Annotated in this window: 15 protein-coding genes; 7 read left to right on the top strand and 8 right to left on the bottom strand. The window is 61.1% G+C overall.

Going from position 1 to position 17015, the window contains the following annotated elements:
* Positions 1 to 209 precede the first annotated feature (209 nt).
* The 3 genes from fecA to LOY52_RS04640 form a co-directional block, all read right to left on the bottom strand.
* Positions 210 to 2540 carry a TonB-dependent Fe(3+) dicitrate receptor FecA gene (fecA, locus tag LOY52_RS04630; protein ID WP_258678483.1) on the bottom strand — a complete coding sequence of 777 codons (2331 nt, stop codon included), beginning with the start codon at positions 2538 to 2540 and terminating at the stop codon, positions 210 to 212.
* 169 nt (positions 2541 to 2709) lie between these two features.
* Positions 2710 to 3642 carry a DUF4880 domain-containing protein gene (locus LOY52_RS04635; protein ID WP_258678485.1) on the bottom strand — a complete coding sequence of 311 codons (933 nt, stop codon included), beginning with the start codon at positions 3640 to 3642 and terminating at the stop codon, positions 2710 to 2712.
* Positions 3639 to 4127 carry a sigma-70 family RNA polymerase sigma factor gene (locus LOY52_RS04640; RefSeq protein WP_258678486.1) on the bottom strand — a complete coding sequence of 163 codons (489 nt, stop codon included), beginning with the start codon at positions 4125 to 4127 and terminating at the stop codon, positions 3639 to 3641. Before LOY52_RS04640 ends, LOY52_RS04635 begins: the two co-directional genes overlap by 4 nt.
* 178 nt (positions 4128 to 4305) lie before the next feature.
* On the opposite strand from LOY52_RS04640, the gene LOY52_RS04645 reads away from it, so the two are divergent.
* The 6 genes from LOY52_RS04645 (at position 4306) to LOY52_RS04670 (ending at position 10699) form a co-directional block, all read left to right on the top strand.
* Positions 4306 to 4611 (top strand): DUF3649 domain-containing protein, encoded by a 306-nt coding sequence (locus LOY52_RS04645; RefSeq protein WP_025109395.1) that lies wholly within the window; start codon positions 4306 to 4308, stop codon positions 4609 to 4611.
* Entirely contained in the window at positions 4608 to 6191 is a 1584-nt protein-coding gene (locus LOY52_RS04650; protein ID WP_258678493.1) for a PepSY domain-containing protein, read from the top strand. The genes LOY52_RS04645 and LOY52_RS04650 overlap by 4 nt, the downstream gene beginning before the upstream one ends.
* Positions 6191 to 6517 (top strand): DUF3325 domain-containing protein, encoded by a 327-nt coding sequence (locus LOY52_RS04655; RefSeq protein WP_095139566.1) that lies wholly within the window; start codon positions 6191 to 6193, stop codon positions 6515 to 6517. The genes LOY52_RS04650 and LOY52_RS04655 overlap by 1 nt, the downstream gene beginning before the upstream one ends.
* 1 nt (position 6518) lies before the next feature.
* Positions 6519 to 7085: an RNA polymerase sigma factor gene (locus LOY52_RS04660; protein WP_258678496.1), complete on the top strand. Its 567-nt coding sequence runs from the start codon at positions 6519 to 6521 to the stop codon at positions 7083 to 7085.
* Positions 7082 to 8071, top strand: coding sequence for a FecR family protein (locus tag LOY52_RS04665; RefSeq protein ID WP_258678499.1), 990 nt, complete (start codon positions 7082 to 7084; stop codon positions 8069 to 8071). Before LOY52_RS04660 ends, LOY52_RS04665 begins: the two co-directional genes overlap by 4 nt.
* A 198-nt stretch (positions 8072 to 8269) precedes the next feature.
* Positions 8270 to 10699 carry a TonB-dependent receptor gene (locus LOY52_RS04670; protein ID WP_258678500.1) on the top strand — a complete coding sequence of 810 codons (2430 nt, stop codon included), beginning with the start codon at positions 8270 to 8272 and terminating at the stop codon, positions 10697 to 10699.
* A 99-nt stretch (positions 10700 to 10798) separates the two neighbouring features.
* On the opposite strand, the gene LOY52_RS04675 is transcribed toward LOY52_RS04670, so the two are convergent.
* Positions 10799 to 11674 (bottom strand): AraC family transcriptional regulator, encoded by an 876-nt coding sequence (locus LOY52_RS04675; RefSeq protein WP_258678503.1) that lies wholly within the window; start codon positions 11672 to 11674, stop codon positions 10799 to 10801.
* 254 nt (positions 11675 to 11928) lie between these two features.
* Here LOY52_RS04675 and LOY52_RS04680 point away from each other — a divergent pair, with 254 nt between their 5' ends.
* Positions 11929 to 12831: a DMT family transporter gene (locus tag LOY52_RS04680; RefSeq protein WP_258678504.1), complete on the top strand. Its 903-nt coding sequence runs from the start codon at positions 11929 to 11931 to the stop codon at positions 12829 to 12831.
* A 26-nt stretch (positions 12832 to 12857) separates the two neighbouring features.
* Here the strand turns inward: LOY52_RS04680 and LOY52_RS04685 are convergent, their stop codons facing one another.
* The 4 genes from LOY52_RS04685 to LOY52_RS04700 all read right to left on the bottom strand — a co-directional run bounded on the left by LOY52_RS04685 (position 12858) and on the right by LOY52_RS04700 (position 16756).
* Entirely contained in the window at positions 12858 to 13367 is a 510-nt protein-coding gene (locus LOY52_RS04685; protein WP_258678507.1) for a DUF2165 family protein, read from the bottom strand.
* A gap of 148 nt (positions 13368 to 13515) precedes the next feature.
* Positions 13516 to 14490, bottom strand: coding sequence for a D-glycerate dehydrogenase (locus tag LOY52_RS04690; protein WP_258678508.1), 975 nt, complete (start codon positions 14488 to 14490; stop codon positions 13516 to 13518).
* Between the two features lie 676 nt (positions 14491 to 15166).
* Positions 15167 to 15541, bottom strand: coding sequence for a DUF6124 family protein (locus tag LOY52_RS04695; RefSeq protein WP_258678509.1), 375 nt, complete (start codon positions 15539 to 15541; stop codon positions 15167 to 15169).
* Positions 15542 to 15787: 246 nt separating this feature from the next.
* Positions 15788 to 16756 carry a LysR family transcriptional regulator gene (locus LOY52_RS04700; protein ID WP_258678510.1) on the bottom strand — a complete coding sequence of 323 codons (969 nt, stop codon included), beginning with the start codon at positions 16754 to 16756 and terminating at the stop codon, positions 15788 to 15790.
* Between the last annotated feature and the right edge of the window lie 259 nt (positions 16757 to 17015).

A 17015-nucleotide genomic window follows, 5' to 3' on the forward strand; every position in this document is an offset into this window, starting at 1 on the left:
TGATTTTTCAAGCCACCCCATGAGAACGGGCCTGCGCAAGCAGGCCCGTTTTTGTTTGTGTTGCTGAGCAGTGTGGCGAGGGAGCTTGCTCCCGCTGGGCTGCGAAGCAGCCCCAAAACCTGCAACGCCGTTCAACAGCCAGACCGCACTAGCAGGATTTACGGCTGCTCCGTAGCCGAGCGGGAGCAAGCTCCCTCGCCACAGTTTTTTTAGAAAGCTACAGACGTTTGTACATACACCGTGCGCGGCTCACCCACGTACTTGCCCTTGTTGTTGTCATCGAACGAGCGGGTGAAATACTGGGTGTTGAAGATGTTCTTCACCCCCACCGCCACGTTCAGATCCGACAATTGCGGGCCGAAGTCGTAACCGGCGCGGCTGCTGAACAGCATGTAGCCGGGGATCTTGCCGGTGCTGCCGTCGGCGCTTTCCCTGGAGGTGTTGGCGTTGTCGGCGAACTGGTCGCTCTGGAAGCTGCTGTCGACGTTGAGCTTCCACGGCCCTTCGGTATAACCGACGCCAATCGTGCCTTTGTGTTTCGACGAGAACGGCACGCGATTACCCTTGTTCGGCCCGTCTTCGCGGATGCTCGCGTCAACATAGGCATAAGTGGCGTACACATCGAAACCGGCCAGTGCCGGGCTCAAGTCATCCAGCGCGTAATTGACGCTGGTCTCGATGCCTTGATGGCGGGTCTCGCCACGGGCGATCACCGAATCGTTGGTCTGATTGCTTTCGTACTGGTTGTCGAAGTTGATCAGGAACGCGCCAATCTCTGCGCGCAACGCGCCGTTGTCGTAACGGGTGCCGAGTTCCCAGGTACGCGCCTTCTCCGGTTTCACTTCGCCGCTGCTCACGCGGTTGGGCATCTGGCTGTACTGCACGCTGCCGAACGAACCTTCGGTGTTGGCGTACAGGTTCCAGCTGTCAGTCAGGTGATAAAGCACGTTCAGTGCTGGCAGCGCGGTGTTGTAGTCGCCCTTGTATTTGACGTTGGTGAGGTTGTTGGTCTGCTGCGACTCGATCATTTCGTAGCGCACGCCCGGAGTGATCGTCCACTTGCCGATGTCGATACGGTCGTCGACGAAGAACGCATTGGCTTCGGTGCCGCCGCGCGTATCGCGGTCGTTGCGGCTGTCGGTGGTCGGGTATTGATTGCTGGCAATCGGCGTGCGGTAGCGCAGTTCGTGGCCGGCCTCGTTGATGTAGCGATAGCCGACGCCGACTTCATGGCTGGTCGGGCCGAGGTCGAAGCCTTGGGCGAAACGCGTTTCGAAACCGCGCACCCAATACTCGCGCGGTGACAGCGAGAGGAAACTGCCCTGATCCAGATAACCGCTGCGCAGGGTCTTGGTGAAGAACGTGTTGGCGGTGAATTCACGGCGATCTTCCTGATAGCGATAGCCGAAGTTGAACATTGTGCGGCGACCCCAGAACTGATCTTTCGGACGCGTCGACTGGTACGGGTCAGCGTCGTAATCGGCGACGCTGAGGCCGCCGGGCATGTCGGCCTTGCCTTCGTAATACTGGGCCATGGCGTTGAAGCTGTTGGCGTCGTCGAGCTGGTATTTGCCCTTGAGGATCAGGTCATCGATTTCGCTGTCGCTGCGTTCACGCCAGTCACCACCACGGGTGCCGGAGTACAGCAGCGCACCGCCCAGACCATTTTCGTTGGTGCCGCCGGCCAGCAGGTTGGCGCTGGTCTTGAAGCCGTCATGGCTTGACGACGGACTGGTCTCCGTCTGGAAGCCACCCTTGACCGTCGGCGCGTCGGGAATGGCACGGGTGACGAAGTTGACCACGCCACCGACGTTCTGCGGGCCGTAACGCACGGCGCCGCCGCCACGCACCACGTCCACGGCATCCATGTTGCCCATGCTGATCGGCGCGAACGACAACTGCGGCTGACCGTACGGTGCGAACGGCACGGGAATGCCGTCCATCAGTACGGTCGAGCGCGCGGCCAGGCGCGGATTGAGACCGCGAATGCCGAAGTTCAGCGCCATGTCGTGGCTGCCGGTGCCGTTGTTTTCCGGAGCATTGACCCCGGGGATGCGGTTGAGCACATCGCGCGCCTGAGTCGCACCCTGACGTTCGAAGTCTTCGCGGCGGATCACATCGCGGGCGCCGGGGTGTTCGAACACGTTGACCTGCGCTGCATCACCGAGCCAGTCACCGACGACTTTCGAGGTGTCCAGCTCCAGCGCCGTGTCGCCGACCGGTTGCAGGCTGAACGCATTGTTGCCTTCGGCGCGAGCTTGCAGGCCGGTGCCTTCGAGGAGCGCATCGAGACCTTGTTCGGCGCTGTAGCTTCCCTCCAGACCACGGCTTTGCACGCCGCTGGTGATCTGCGAGCCGAAGGAAATCAGCACGCCGGCTTCACGACCAAACTGGTTGAGGGCGTTTTCCAGCGATGCCGGGGCAATATGGTAAACCTTGGTTTCGGCGGCCATGGCCGGCAGAGCGCTGAAGCCCAGGCTGGCGCCCAGTACGAAGTTGCGCAGGCTGCGGGCCAGTGGCGTGAGGCGGGTGGGGTGCATGAACGATGATCCTGAGAAGGTTGAATCAAGGGGGCTTTCCTTCTCTGTCACGCCAGATCTGAAAAACGGCTCATTTATTTTCTAAAGCAAAAGATCGCAGCCTGCGGCAGCTCCTACACTTGTTCAGCCTGTAGGAGCTGCCGCAGGCTGCGATCTTTTGATTTTGCTGCTAAACCCGCGCCTCTACGCTGACCCAATAGCGGGTAAACCGCCGCACTTTCACCGGCAGACTGATTTGCAGCAGATCAAGAATCCGCTCGCTGTCGTCCAGTGGATAAGTCCCGGAGATCAGCAAGTCGGCCACTTTCGCAGCGCAATGCAACTGGCCACGACGGTAACGCCCGAGTTCTTCAAGAAAATCGCCCAGGCGCATGTGCGCGGCGATCAGCATGCCGTCGGCCCAGGCACCGCTGTTGGCGTCCAGTGGCTTGGCTTCGCTGACGGAAGTGGCGCTGAAACTCAGCTGACGAGCGACGGGCAGCCCCATCGGCGCGTGCCCGTGGCGGATCAATTCGACCTGGCCTTCGAACAGCGCCACCTGCGTGCGATCGGCAAATTGCCGTACGTTGAGCCGGGCAGCAGCGGTTTTCAATAGCCCTTGTGCCGTGTGTACTTCGAACGCTTGGGCGGTGCTCAGGAGGATCTCGCCCTCCAGCAAACGGATCAGCCGTTGCGCGCCATCCACGTCTGCCGCGCTCGCGGTGTTGAGCTGCAGCTGGCTGCCCGCACCCAGCGTCACCTTGCGTCGCTCGCCCAGCGGGCTGCGGTAGTCGGCGAGCAGGGTCGGCAGCGGATTGTGCTCGCGCACGCCCCAGGTGACGGCGGAACCGGCACCGAGAAGCAGCAGCAACTTGAGCGCCTGACGGCGACTGGAAGACTTCGGCCCGTTCAACGCGGCATGCGCCAATGGCGACGCCACGCCGCGCAAGCGCTGGTTGACTCGCTGCATGTGCTCCCACGCGCGACGATGTTCGCTGTGGGCGTCCAGCCATTGCTGCCAGGCCTGTTGCTGGCGCGGGGAGAGCGCCCCTTGCTGCATTTCCATCAGCCAGTGCACGGCCTGCTCTGCCACTTGCGCGGAGAAATCCGGAGCGCGGTTCATTGGGCGAAATAGCAGCGCAGGGCGGCTTTGTGCAGATGACGTTTGACCGTGGCTACAGAGATGCCTAGTTCGGCGGCGATTTGCGGATAAGTCAGGCCATCGACCTGCGCCAGCAAAAAGACGCGCTTGACCAGACGCGGCAAGCCATCGAGCAACTGATCCAGTTCGATCAGGGTCTGCAGGATGATCGCTTTGTCTTCTTCCGATGGCGCGGTCACTTCCGGCATCTGCGCCAGGGTGTCGAGGTAGGCGCGTTCCAGATCCTGACGGCGGTAATGATTGAACAGTACGCGTTTGGCGAGTGTGGTCAGGAAGGCGCGCGGTTCGATGATCACCGCGGGTTCGCGGGCGCTGAGCACGCGGATGAACGTGTCTTGCGCCAGATCCGCCGCGCTGTCCGGGCAGCCGAGTCTGCGCCGCAACCAGCCGGTGAGCCAGCTGTGGTGGTCGTGGTAGAGCGATTCGACGGGATGGGCGGACGACAAGGGTATTACTCCGGGCGCATGATCGATGCGTTAGAGAACAAGAACTGTTCGCATTGTAGGGGCGGGCGAGGGTGTCCGGCAATCAGATGCTTTTGCGTATGAGAATATTTATCATTAATATTGCTCGCCTGTTGGTTCGGCTCGTTGGCCGGACGTTTTTTCGTTTCAGGGTCGAAACATGAAAGGCAAACTCGCCTCACTTCCCATGTCCTATCGTCTGGCCGTTACCTCGCGGGTGCTGGCGGCGGTGTTCGGCGGCTATCTGGTCGCGGCGCTGGCCAGTGTCACCCTGACGCTGTGGTTGCCGTTGAGCCGCGCCGAAGCGGTGGTGACCGGCATGACCATTTCCTTTCTGGTCTATCTGGTCGCGGTGCTGTGGTGTTTCGCTTGCCGCACGGCGTGGTCGGCGTGGGTCGGTTTGCTGGTGCCGAGCGTGATTCTGGCGACGGTGTCGGGTGCCGCGCGGGGCTTGGGTTACGCATGAAAGAGGGCTTTCGTCAGTCGATGGCCTGGCTGCACACCTGGACGGGGCTGGTGTTCGGCTGGCTGCTGTTTGCGATTTTCCTCACCGGGACGCTGGCCTATTTCAAGGATGAGATCAGCCACTGGATGCAGCCGGAAATTCCCGCGCGGCCCATCAATGCCGAAGCGAGTCTGACCCTGGCGCAAAGTTACCTGCAACAACACGCCGCCGGCGCCTCGCGCTGGCTGATCGACTTGCCCGACGCCCGCGATCCCGGCCTGACGCTGCGCTGGCAGCAGGCGCCGAACACACCGGGCGAGCGCGGCAAGTTCGAATCCAGAACTCTCGACGCGCAGACCGGCAGTGAAGTCCAGGCCCGCGAAAGCCTGGGCGGCGAGTTCTTCTACCGCTTCCATTTCCAGCTGCAAATGCCTTATCCATGGGGCCGCTGGCTGGCGACGATGGCAGCGATGGTGATGTTCGTCGGGCTGATCACCGGCATCATCACCCACAAGAAAATCTTCAAGGACTTCTTCACCTTTCGCCCGCGCAAAGGCCAGCGTTCGTGGCTCGACGGGCATAACGCGGTCGGCGTGCTAGTGCTGCCGTTCCACCTGATGATCACCTACAGCAGCCTGGTGATCTTCATGGCGATGGTCATGCCGGCGAGCATCCTGGCGTCCTATAACGGCGACGTGCGCGCCTTTTACGATGAAGTTTTTCCGGCATCGAAGACCCCTGAGCCCGCCAACCGGGCGGCGCCGCTAAGTCCGATGGCACCACTGCTGGCCAAGGCCAGCGAGCAGTGGGCGGGAGGCAGCACCGCACGGCTGACAGTGAACAATCCGGGGGACGCGAATGCCTCGGTGGTGCTGTCGCGCCGTGGCGACCGCGTCGTTCATGATTTCGGTCGCGCAGTGACCTTCAACGGCGTCACCGGCGAGCGCCTCGGCAGCACCCCGGAGCAGCCAATGGCGATGGCGGTCGGCGGCACGTTCTACGGTTTGCACATGGGCCACTTCGCCGGGGCCACATTGCGCTGGCTGTATTTCATCTGCGGTCTGGCGAGTACCGCGATGATCGGCACCGGGCTGGTGATCTGGCTTGGCAAGCGCCAGCTCAAACACGCCAAGAGCGGCGTGATGCCATTCGAATTGCGTCTGGTGGAAGTGCTGAACATCGCCAGCATGGCCGGGCTGGTGGTGGCAGTGGCGGTGTTCTTTTTGGCCAATCGCCTGTTGCCGGCAGATCTGCTCGGGCGCGCCGATCAGGAAGTGGAGGCGTTCTTTATCGCCTGGGCCTTGAGCGTAGTGCATGCGTTGCTGCGCAAAGGGCGAAAGGCCTGGGTCGAACAGCTCGGGCTGGCTGCCGTGCTGTTTATCGCGGTGCCACTGATCAATCTGATCACGCCATGGAGTCTCGGCGTAACGCTGGCGCAAGGTGACTGGACGCTGGCGGGTTTCGATCTGACGTGCCTGGGCGCAGGCCTGTTCCTCGGCTGGGCCGCATGGAAAATGCAGCGCGCCGGGAGCGCCATCAGCGTGAAAAAAACTCCCCGGGAAAAGCCGCGACCGATCGCGCTTGAGCAGGAGGTCAGCTGATGTTGCTGGCGTTGTTGCTGTGCTACGCCGGGTTCAGCGCGTTGTGTCTGTCGATGCCTCGGCACCACGATGAACTGCTCGGCAACAAACCCTCGGCCCGACGTGCACGAGGTCTGAAACTCGCCGGTTGGCTGTTACTCGGGCTGTCGCTATGGGCGGCAGTCGCTGCACACGGCTGGAGTTTCGGTCTGGTCGACTGGTTCGCGGTACTCATGCTCAGCGCCTTGGCGTTGGTGCTGTTGCTGCCGTATCGCCCACGCCTGGCCCTCGCACTGGCCGGGTTGAGTCTGCTGGCCAGTCCGGTCGCTGCCTGGGCGCAGGGCTGACATGCTGATCGGTCATCCTCCGGAGTCCCGCGACGACGAGCCGCACGGCGCGCGTGCGCATTTTCTTCAGGTGTTCCTGTCGCAGCGCTCGCAGATGGAAGCGCTGGTGAACCGGCGCGTCGGTTGCCGGGCCACGGCGGCGGATCTGGTGCAGGATCTGTTCCTGCGTTTCTGGCGACGGCCGCTGGTGCAGGTCGAAGAACTCAGCACCTACCTGTTGCGCTGCGCCGGCAACATCGCCATCGACCACTTGCGCAGCGAAGGCACCCGGGTGCGGTTCAATGAGGGCTGGCAACCGGATGCGCCGGACAGCCACGGCAGCGAACCGCAAGCCGCGCTCGAAGCGGGCAATGATCTGCGCCATGTCGAAGCAGCGTTGCGCGCCTTGCCCGAGCGCACCCGACAGATCTTTTTGCTCAATCGCATCCACGGCCGCAAATACGCAGACATCGCCAAGGCCATGGGCCTGTCCCAAAGCGCCGTGGAAAAACATATGATGCGCGCCCTCGAGGCCTGTAAGGCCAGCCTGCGCGAACCCGCGCCACGCCTGCCAGGGAAAGCACCGTGAAACCCAACGACCGCGTCATTCCAACGCCCGCTCAGGAGCAGGCCGCGCTCGCCTGGCTGAGTCTGCTGCACGACCGCCCGAGCACCGGTGATCAACTGACTTTCAGCCAATGGCTGCGCGCCGACCCGGCCCACGCTGAGGCCTATGCCCAGGCGCAAGTAGTCTGGGAATTGAGCGAAAGTCCGGCGCGTACCTTGGCCGATGAGGAGGCGTTGGCGTTGCAGGGCTACCTCAATGCGATGGATCGTCCGCGTCGTTTACCGCTGCTGCGCTGGTCGGGCGCGCTGGCAATGGCTGCGTGCCTGTTGCTGATGATCAGCCTTGGCACGGGCTGGCAGCCGCAGCGCTGGATCGAGGATCTCGGTGCCGATTACGTCTCGGCGCCGGGTGAAGTCCGCACGCTGACCCTGGCCGATCAATCGCAAGTCACGCTGGACGCCGACAGCGCCATCGCGGTGGATTTCAGTCATGGCGAGCGGCATGTGCGGTTACGTCGCGGCGCCGCTTTCTTCAGCGTCACGCATACGGGGGATCCATTTGTGGTCGCGGCGGAGAAGGGCGAGGCGCGGGTACTCGGCACGCAATTCGAAGTGCGACTGCAACCTCACGGTGCGCAGGTCACGGTACTGTCCGGGCGCGTTGGCGTGACGGCGAATCGCAACGCGCAACAGCAGATTCTGACCGCCGGCCAGCAAGTGGCTTACGGGCAGGGCAGTGCGGAAAAACTGCACGCGGTGGACAGCGAAGCGCAACTGGCCTGGCGTCAGGGCTGGCTGAATTACTACAAGGCGTCACTGGCCGACGTGGTGGAGGATCTGCGGCGCTATTACCCGGGGCGGATTGTTGTGCTCAACGATGAGTTGGGTGCGCGCAAGGTCAGCGGCAGTTTTCCGAGCAAGGATCCGCAGGCTGTATTGAGTTCGCTGCAAGGGGTGATGGGGTTTGAGCAGCATCAGGTGTTGGGGCATCTGATAATTCTGCGCTGAATCGACGTCAAAAGATCGCAGCCTGCGGCAGCTCCTACAGGGGATCGCGTATACCTGTAGGAGCTGCCGCAGGCTGCGATCTTTTGATCTTCAAAATATTTTCAAAATTGTGGTGAGGTAAACCCCAGCCCCATCCGTGTAGTGACTGAAACTGCGAGTCATTCGCATCCGTTGCGGTTCTACACAGGTCATTGAGCAATGAAGTCCAGGGCAAAATCGGGTTCGGTCAAACAGTGGTTGGGTGTTTCGGCATTGAGTTTTTGTGCATTGGCGCTGTTGCCGATGAGCGTGGCGCTCGCCGCTGACACCGTCAGCAGTCCGGCGCAGAAGCAGTTCAATTTCTCCCTGAGCGCCAAACCGTTGCCGCAAGCCTTGAGCGATTTCAGCCGCGTCACCGGGCAAAGTGTGGTCTACACCGACGAAGCGCCATACGGCCTCAATGCCCCGGCGGTCAGTGGCCAGATGAGCGCCGAACAGGCGCTGCAACGCCTGCTCAGTGGTTCCGGCATGACCTTTCGCCGTACCGACAGCCACACCCTGGCGCTGGAACCGCAACCCACCGCAGGCGCACTCAATCTTGGCGCGACCACCATCACGTCGATGCGTGACGAGTCGATGAGCTATCAGCCGCCGCAGACCAGTTCGGTGATGCGCTCCTCGGCTTCGCTGCAGGAAATCCCGCAGACCGTCAACGTGATCCCGGCCCAGGTCATTCGCGATCAGGCCCCGCGCAATCTCGACGATGCGCTGGCCAACGTCAGCGGCATCACCCAGGGCAACACCTTGGGCAGCACCCAGGACTCGGTGATGACCCGCGGTTTCGGCGATAACCGTAACGGCTCGATCATGCGCGACGGCATGCCGATCGTGCAGGGCCGTGGCATGAACGCGACGGTCGATCGGGTCGAAGTGCTCAAGGGCCCGGCCTCGTTGCTCTACGGCATTCAGGATCCGGGCGGTGTGGTCAACCTGGTCAGCAAGAAGCCGGAACTGACTCAATACAACGCGCTGACCCTGCGCGGCTCGACTTACGGCGACGGCAAGAATGGCAGCGGTGGCACCTTCGACAGCACCGGTGCGCTGGGCGAATCCGGGCTGGCCTACCGGCTGGTGCTGGACCATGAAGACGAAGATTACTGGCGCAACTACGGCACCCACCGCGAGACGCTGATCGCGCCGTCGCTGGCCTGGTTCGGCGAGCGCACCAAGCTCTCGTTCGGCTATGAACACCGCGAGTTCCTCACGCCGTTCGACCGGGGCACGGTGATCGATCCGCGCACCAACCATCCGCTGGACATTTCGCGCAACGAGCGTCTGGACGAGCCGTTCAACGACATGGAGGGGCGTTCCGACCTGTACCACTTCGAGGCCGACCATGAACTCAACGACGACTGGAAAGCCCATTTCGGCTACAGCTGGAACCGTGAAACCTACGACGCCAGCCAGGTACGCGTGACCGCCATCGACACCAAAAAAGGCACGCTGACCCGCAGCATGGACGGCACGCAAGGCGCGATCAGCACCGACCGCTTCACCACCGCCAGCCTTGAGGGCAAGGTCAACCTGCTGGGCATGCAGCATGACCTGGTGTTCGGCGTCGACGACGAGTACCGCAAGATCTACCGCGCCGACCTGATCCGCCAGAAAAGCCTTAGTACCTTCAGCTACGTCAATCCGGTGTATGGCCGCGAAGTCGAAGGCACCACGGTCAGTCCGGCGGACAGTGCGCAGACCGATCTGCTGCGCAGCGATTCGGTGTTCCTGCAGGACTCGATCCATCTCAACGATCAGTGGATTCTGGTCGCCGGCGGGCGCTTCCAGGAGTACGACCAGTACGCCGGCAAAGGCGTGCCGTTCAAGGCCAACACCGACAGCAACGGGCAGAAATTCGTACCGCGCGCCGGTCTGGTGTATCGCTACACCGACGAGTTGTCGTTCTACGGCAGCTACACCGAATCGTTCAAACCCAACTCGACCATCGCCCCGCTCAGCGGCAGCAGCACGGTGCTCGACGGCAGCATCGCGCCGGAAGAGGCCAAGTCGTGGGAACTGGGTGCGCGGCTGGATATGCCGGGGCGCATCACCGGCAATATCGCACTGTTCGACATCAAGAAGCGCAACGTGCTGGTCTCCAATTCTGAAGGCCCGACCACCATTTACAGCGCCGCTGGCGAAGTGCGTTCCCGGGGTCTGGAACTGGACCTGACCGGGCAGTTGACCGATCGCTGGAGCCTGGTCGGCGCCTATGCCTACACCGATGCCGAGGTCACCGAAGACCCGGACTACAAAGGCAATCGCTTGCAAAACGTGGCGAAGAACAGCGGCTCTTTGTCGGCGGTGTATGACTTCGGCAGCGTGATTGGTGGCGATCAATTGCGGGTCGGTGCCGGGGCGCGGTATGTCGGCGAGCGGGCGGGCAATGCGGTGAATGATTTCGACCTGCCGAGCTACACCGTGGCCGATGCGTTTGCCACTTACGACACGAAGCTTGAAGGGCAGAAGGTCAAGTTCCAGCTCAACGTGAAGAACCTGTTCGACCGCACCTACTACACCTCGGCGGCGAGCCGGTTCTTTGTGTCGATGGGCGATTCGCGGCAGATTTCGCTCTCCAGTACGCTGGAGTTCTGATCCGAAAACAGCAAAAGATCGCAGCCTGCGGCAGCTCCTACAGGGGAAACGCATTCCAACTGTAGGAGCTGCCGCAGGCTGCGATCTTTTGATGTGGCTCTAACGCAAAAACGCCTGCCGATATTCCCCAGGCGTCCCACCCAATACCTGCCGAAACCGGTTGGTGAAATGACTGGCACTGGCAAACCCGCACCCCAACGCAATCTCCCCCAATGGCAACACCGTTGCGCGCAATAACTCCCGCGCCCGGGTCAAGCGCCGTGCCAGTACGTATTGATGCGGCGGCAAGCCAAAGCTCACGCGAAACATCCGGGCAAAGTGGTATTCCGACAATGCACACAACCCGGCCAACTGCCCGAGGCTGATCGGCTCGGCCAACTGACTGTCGATGAACTCGACCAATTGCCGCCGCTGATGCGGTGCCAGTCCGCCCTTGAGGCGCAAACCCTGACGGGCGCCGACCTGGCTGAGCAGGGTATGGCTGATCAACTCATGAGCAATGCTGCTGGTCAGCAAGCGTTCGGCAGGTTCGTCCCAATTCAGCGTCAGTAACTGCCGAAAGCGTCGGGCCTGCTGCGGATCTTCCAGAAAGGTCTGCTCGCGTAGTTGCATCTCTCGCGGCTCGCGATCGAGCAAGGTGACGCACCCCAACGCAAACTGCTCGGCACTGAAATACAGATGAGCGAGGCGGATATCGCCGTTGATCACCCACCCGGATTCATGATCCGCCGGCAGGATGCACAGCTTGTCCGGCCCACCCTTGTGCCCCGGTTGGCCGCGACGAAACGTGCCGGTGCCACCGGCGATGTAGCAGGACAGCGTGTGATGGCTCGGTGCTTCGTATTCCTGGGCATCGTGGTGGTTGGTCCACAGGGCCGCAGACAAGCCGTCACCGAGCTCGGCGCTGTGCACAAGGCGTGCGTTCGGCGAGCGGTTGAGGGCTTGAAAGACTTGCAGGGTATCGATAGCGGCCATGTTCGGTTCTCTCCAACGCCTTGCATCCTACTCCGTAGCCTGCGCGCTGCCAGCCTGTCGGGCGACAAAAGCGCAAGAATCTGCAAGCGCCCAGATCCTGGCTGCCGCACCCTGAATCGCTGTTAAACGTAAAACCTGTGGCGAGGGAGCTTGCTCCCGCCGAGTGCGCAGCACTCATGAACGGGGCCGCTTCGCAGCCCAGCGCGAGCAAGCTCGCTAGCCACAACGTGTCCGGTGTCCTCAGGAGTCTCGTCATGAACCTTTCGCTGTATCTGCTGACTGTGCTGATCTGGGGCACCACCTGGATTGCCCTGAAATGGCAACTGGGTGTGGTCGCGATTCCGGTATCGATCGTCTATCGCTTTGGCCTCGCCGCGCTGGTGCTGTTTGTGTTGTTGCTGCTCAGTCGGCGGCTGCAACCGATGAATCGGCGCGGGCATCTGATCTGCGTGGCGCAGGGTTTGTGCCTGTTCTGCGTCAACTTCATGTGCTTTCTGACGGCCAGCCAATGGATTCCCAGCGGGCTGGTCGCGGTGGTGTTTTCCACGGCCACATTGTGGAACGCGCTCAATGCCCGGGTGTTCTTCGATCAGCGCATCGCCCGCAACGTGCTGATGGGCGGAGCTCTCGGCCTGTCTGGCCTGGGAATGCTGTTCTGGCCGGAACTGGCCGGCCATCACGCCAGCCCTGAAACGTTGCTCGGTCTTGGCCTGGCACTGTGTGGCACCTTATGTTTTTCGGCGGGCAACATGCTCTCGAGCCTGCAACAGAAGGCCGGTCTGAAACCGTTGACCACCAACGCCTGGGGCATGGCCTACGGGGCGATGATGTTGTCAGTGTGGTGCCTGGTCAAAGGCATTCCGTTCGACATGGACTGGTCGCCACGTTACGTCGGCGCGCTGCTGTATCTGGTGATCCCTGGCTCGGTAATTGGCTTCACCGCCTACCTGACGCTGGTCGGACGCATGGGGCCGGAGCGTGCAGCCTATTGCACCGTGCTGTTCCCGGTGGTGGCGCTGAACGTGTCGGCGTTTGCCGAAGGCTATCAATGGACGGCGCCAGCGCTGGTCGGGCTGGTACTGGTGATGTTCGGCAACGTATTGGTATTTCGCCGGCCTCGGGCAGCGGTATTGCCGGTACAGGGCAAGTTGGCTTGAACGCAAAACTGTTCGGGCGCTGATGTTCAGCGCTCGATTTTTATTACGATGTAAATCATCAGCGGCAAGATGAAATCGACAATATGCCGGGCCCAGTCCTTGGCATTCCATTTTTCTGAAGTGTCCATGTCGAACCATTCGACACCGACAACTTGAAAACATACGTAGTAGATGAAAATGGCAATCATCAGACCGATGACGGAGAACTTCTTGGCCTCGTGAAACTCCTCACCGGAAGCATTGATGTGCTTGAAAAGTTGGTACACGCCCAATAGGCAAAATGTGCTGAAAGTAACTTCCAGCGTAATGATCAGCCAGTAGATGCGGTGGTGCAGTATTGGCGAGGTGATGGCGCGGTAGCGCAAGTTGGCGTTGTGCCCGGTCGTGTCCATGCTCAGCACGTGCGCGACATATTGGTAGTTTGAGCCGTAATCGGTGAAATTGCTGAACATCATCAACAAGCCAAAGAAACTGAAGTAGCTCATCAGTATGACTTTGCTGTAGCGGATAGTTTTATCCATGGTCAGAGCGTTCAAGTGTGTTCTCCATAACATTTGTCGAGAATTCGATATGTCGGGAGAGTTTATAGCGGGGTCTTTTGTTTTGGTGGCGGGTTGAATTGCAAAGTATGTGCAAGTGCGTAACTTGACGGGCAAGTGTCTTCTGACACTTGCCCGATTGTGTTTAACCGCGCCAGACCTGTGGGTTCACCAGATCCCGCGGACGCTCGCCGAGCAAGGCGCTGCGCAGGTTGGCCACTGCGCGATTGGCCATGGCTTCGCGTGTTTCATTCGTCGCGGAGCCGATGTGCGGTAATGTCACAGCATTTTTCAACTGGAACAGTGGCGATTCGGCCAACGGTTCTTTCTCGTAGACGTCCAGGCCGGCGCCGCGGATGCGGTTGTTCTGCAGGGCTTCGATCAGCGCCGGCTCATCGACCACCGGGCCACGGGAAATGTTGACCAGGATCGCGCCCGGTTTCATCAGCGCCAATTCTCGGTGGCTGATCAGGTGACGGGTCTTGTCGCTGAGCGGCACGACCAGACAGACGAAATCGGCCTCGGCGAGCAACTGGTCGAGGCTGCGAAATTGTGCGCCGAGTTGCTGTTCCAGTTCGGTCTTGCGGCTGTTGCCACTGTAGATAATCGGCATGTTGAAGCCGAAATGGCCACGGCGGGCGACGGCGGCGCCGATGTTGCCCATGCCGACGATGCCCAGGGTCTTGCCGTGGACGTCACAGCCGAACAACGGTGCGCCGACGCTGGCCTGCCATTGGCCGGCCTTGGTCCAGGCGTCGAGTTCGGCGACGCGGCGGGCGCTGCTCATGATCAGGGCGAAGGCGAGGTCGGCGGTGCTTTCGGTGAGTACGTCGGGGGTGTTGGTGAGCATGATCCCGCGTTCATTGAAGTAGGCGAGGTCGTAGTTGTCGTAGCCGACGGAGACGCTGGCGACCACTTCGAGTTTTGTGGCGGTTTCGAGTTGGGCTTTGCCGAGTTTGCGGCCGACGCCGATGAGGCCGTGGGCGTGGGGGAGGGCTTCGTTGAATTGGGCGCTGATGTCGCCGTTCTTTGGGTTGGGGACGATGACGTCGAACTCTTGCTGCAGGCGTTCGATCATGGGCGGGGTGATGCGGCTGAAGGCCAGGACTGTTTTTTTCATCGGGCATGGGCTCGGCTGTCTTTATTACCAAGCACGCTAACATTTCTTTGTGGGGTTTGGCTTGTCTTGGCGGCCTCTGGGCCGACCATGCTCTTTGGGGTTTTGGGTGTTTATCCGTTGTTTCGGGTGTTGCGGCTGGCGGTTTCGCCCTTACGGCGAGTCACTTTTTCAGACGCCAAAAAGTAACCAAAACGCTGGGCCCCGGCGTACGGCCCTCGCCTAGGCTCGGGTTCCTTCGTTGCGGGGTTCATCCGGGGGCATCGCCTCCGGTTTGCTTCGCTGCACCTCCTCTCGATGTATGCGGCTTCGCCGCATGGCGCTGCGCGCCTACCCCCGGATAAACCCCTCCACTCAGCCTGCCGAAAGGGCCGGCACGGCAAGATCAAGAGCTTTCGGCGAGCTGACACTCGGCCAGTGTAGGAGCTGCCGAAGGCTGCGATCTTTTGATCTTGATCTTGATCTTGATCTTGATCTTGATCTTGAAGGGGCTGGCCCGCTGGCGATGGCGGCCTGACCAACCAATCTCCAACTGACTGCACCCAATCCAATTGTAGGAGCTGCCGCAGGCTGCGATCTTTTGATCTTTAAAATCAAAAGATCGCAGCCTGCGGCAGCTCCTACATAGTTACATCGTGTAATGGCTTGGCTGCGCGAGCAAACCCGCTCCTGCAATGGCTCAGCTATGTGCCGCAGATTGGCTCACTTCGACATTGTCCAGCACCCGATTCACCGCCAGTTCAGCCAGCATGATGATCTGCTGAATTGCCAGTATCGTCTGCCGCTGCGGGCTGTCCACATACGCGGCGATATCGCTGGTCATGATGCTCGCCGAGGCCAGTGATTCGCAGGCGTGGACCAGCAGGCTTTCGTTGTCCATGTCGGGGGCGACCTGGAACATGCTGCTGGGTTTGTGGAATCTCACAGCGGCGGCGGAAGGTTTCAGGTAATGGTCGAGTGCACGCTCGGCGGCGTCGTGGAGCTTTTTTGAATCGAGGGATTCGTAGGGGGAGGTGCTTTCCGCTTGGGGCGGATTTTGGTTGGGATTAGGCATGGTGAAATTCCTTAGGTGCGCCATTCATAATCCGAGCGACCAAGCCCGTTCGCTGAGTTTTCAGCGATCGGAAAAGCTTATCCACCCCACTTCCGAGCCACAACCGTCAAAACCTGTCGGAAAACTCCCTTCAAATCACCGCTTCTGTAGGAGCGGCCGCAGGCTGCGATCTTTTGATTTTTAAACATCAAGGGCAAAAGATCGCAGCCTGCGGCAGCTCCTACAGTGAACACCGTGTGTTGAAAATCAGTTGGCGACACGGGCTCCGGCGAGGCTGCCGCTTAACTCGTAGGCGGCCAGTTCCGCCTGATGCGCCGCCAATATCTCCGGCAGTGACCCGCGCAAATACTCGACCCAGGTCTTGATCTTCGCGTCCAGGTATTGCCGCGACGGGTAGATCGCGTACAGGTTGAGTTCCTGCGAGCGGTAGTTGGGCATCATCCGTACCAGCGTGCCGTTGCGCAGGCCTTCGATGGCGGCGTAGACCGGCAGGACGCCGACGCCCATGCCGCTGATGATCGCGGCTTTCATCGCGTCGGCGGAGTTCACCAGGAACGGCGAGCTGTTGATGGTGACCATTTCCTGGCCTTCGGGGCCGTTGAAGGCCCATTTTTCCAGGGGGATCACCGGGCTGACGAGGCGCAGGCAGGCGTGGTTCAGCAGGTCGCTGGGTTTTTGCGCGCAGCCGTTGGCTTTCACGTAGGCCGGGGAGGCGCAGACGATGCTGTAGGTGATGCCCAGGCGTTGCGAGACGAAGCCCGAGTCCGGCAGTTCGCTGGCCAGCACGATGGACACGTCGTAGCCCTCGTCGAGCAGGTCCGGCACGCGGTTGGCCATGGTCAGGTCGAAGGTCACGTCCGGGTGGGTCTTGCGGTAGCGGGCGATGGCGTCGATCACGAAGTGCTGGCCGATGCCGGTCATGGTGTGCACTTTCAACTGGCCGGCGGGGCGCGCGTGGGCTTGGCTGGCCTCGGCTTCGGCTTCTTCGACATAGGCCAGGATCTGTTCGCAGCGCAGCAGGTAGCGCTTGCCGGCCTCGGTCAGGGCGATGCGCCGGGTCGTGCGATTGAGCAGGCGGGTTTGCAGGTGGGCTTCCAGGTTGGAGACCGCGCGCGAGACGTTGGCCGTGGTGGTGTCGAGTTGCACGGCGGCGGCGGTGAAGCTGCCGGCTTCGGCCACACAACTGAAGGCGCGCATGTTTTGCAATGTGTCCATGGGGTGCTCTCAAGGGAGATGGCAAATTGTGACACGAAGTTTCAGGGGCTGAGACCCCCGACCAACGGATTATCTCGTTAACGGTAACAAAGATTCACAGGAATCCCAGCTTATCGCCACCAAGGCGCCCACCTAGAATTGCGCCGTTCCCTGTAGGAGCTGCCGCAGGCTGCGATCTTTTGATTCTGTTTTAAGGGAATCAAGATCAAAAGATCGTCCGAACGCGGCCCGAGCCTTCGGCAGCTCCTGCAGAAGGGAA

The sequence above is a fragment of the Pseudomonas sp. B21-051 genome, assembly GCF_024748795.1.
GTDB classification, from domain to species: domain Bacteria; phylum Pseudomonadota; class Gammaproteobacteria; order Pseudomonadales; family Pseudomonadaceae; genus Aquipseudomonas; species Aquipseudomonas putida_A.

Excerpts from the sequence above, each read along its gene's own strand:
- fecA (WP_258678483.1), bottom strand. The coding sequence starts at position 2,540 with ATGCACCCCACCCGCCTCACGCCACTGGCCCGCAGCCTGCGCAACTTC.
- LOY52_RS04635 (WP_258678485.1), bottom strand. The coding sequence starts at position 3,642 with ATGAACCGCGCTCCGGATTTCTCCGCGCAAGTGGCAGAGCAGGCCGTG.
- LOY52_RS04645 (WP_025109395.1), top strand. The coding sequence starts at position 4,306 with ATGAAAGGCAAACTCGCCTCACTTCCCATGTCCTATCGTCTGGCCGTT.
- LOY52_RS04650 (WP_258678493.1), top strand. The coding sequence starts at position 4,608 with ATGAAAGAGGGCTTTCGTCAGTCGATGGCCTGGCTGCACACCTGGACG.
- LOY52_RS04655 (WP_095139566.1), top strand. The coding sequence starts at position 6,191 with ATGTTGCTGGCGTTGTTGCTGTGCTACGCCGGGTTCAGCGCGTTGTGT.
- LOY52_RS04660 (WP_258678496.1), top strand. The coding sequence starts at position 6,519 with ATGCTGATCGGTCATCCTCCGGAGTCCCGCGACGACGAGCCGCACGGC.
- LOY52_RS04670 (WP_258678500.1), top strand. The coding sequence starts at position 8,270 with ATGAAGTCCAGGGCAAAATCGGGTTCGGTCAAACAGTGGTTGGGTGTT.
- LOY52_RS04675 (WP_258678503.1), bottom strand. The coding sequence starts at position 11,674 with ATGGCCGCTATCGATACCCTGCAAGTCTTTCAAGCCCTCAACCGCTCG.
- LOY52_RS04680 (WP_258678504.1), top strand. The coding sequence starts at position 11,929 with ATGAACCTTTCGCTGTATCTGCTGACTGTGCTGATCTGGGGCACCACC.
- LOY52_RS04690 (WP_258678508.1), bottom strand. The coding sequence starts at position 14,490 with ATGAAAAAAACAGTCCTGGCCTTCAGCCGCATCACCCCGCCCATGATC.
- LOY52_RS04695 (WP_258678509.1), bottom strand. The coding sequence starts at position 15,541 with ATGCCTAATCCCAACCAAAATCCGCCCCAAGCGGAAAGCACCTCCCCC.
- LOY52_RS04700 (WP_258678510.1), bottom strand. The coding sequence starts at position 16,756 with ATGGACACATTGCAAAACATGCGCGCCTTCAGTTGTGTGGCCGAAGCC.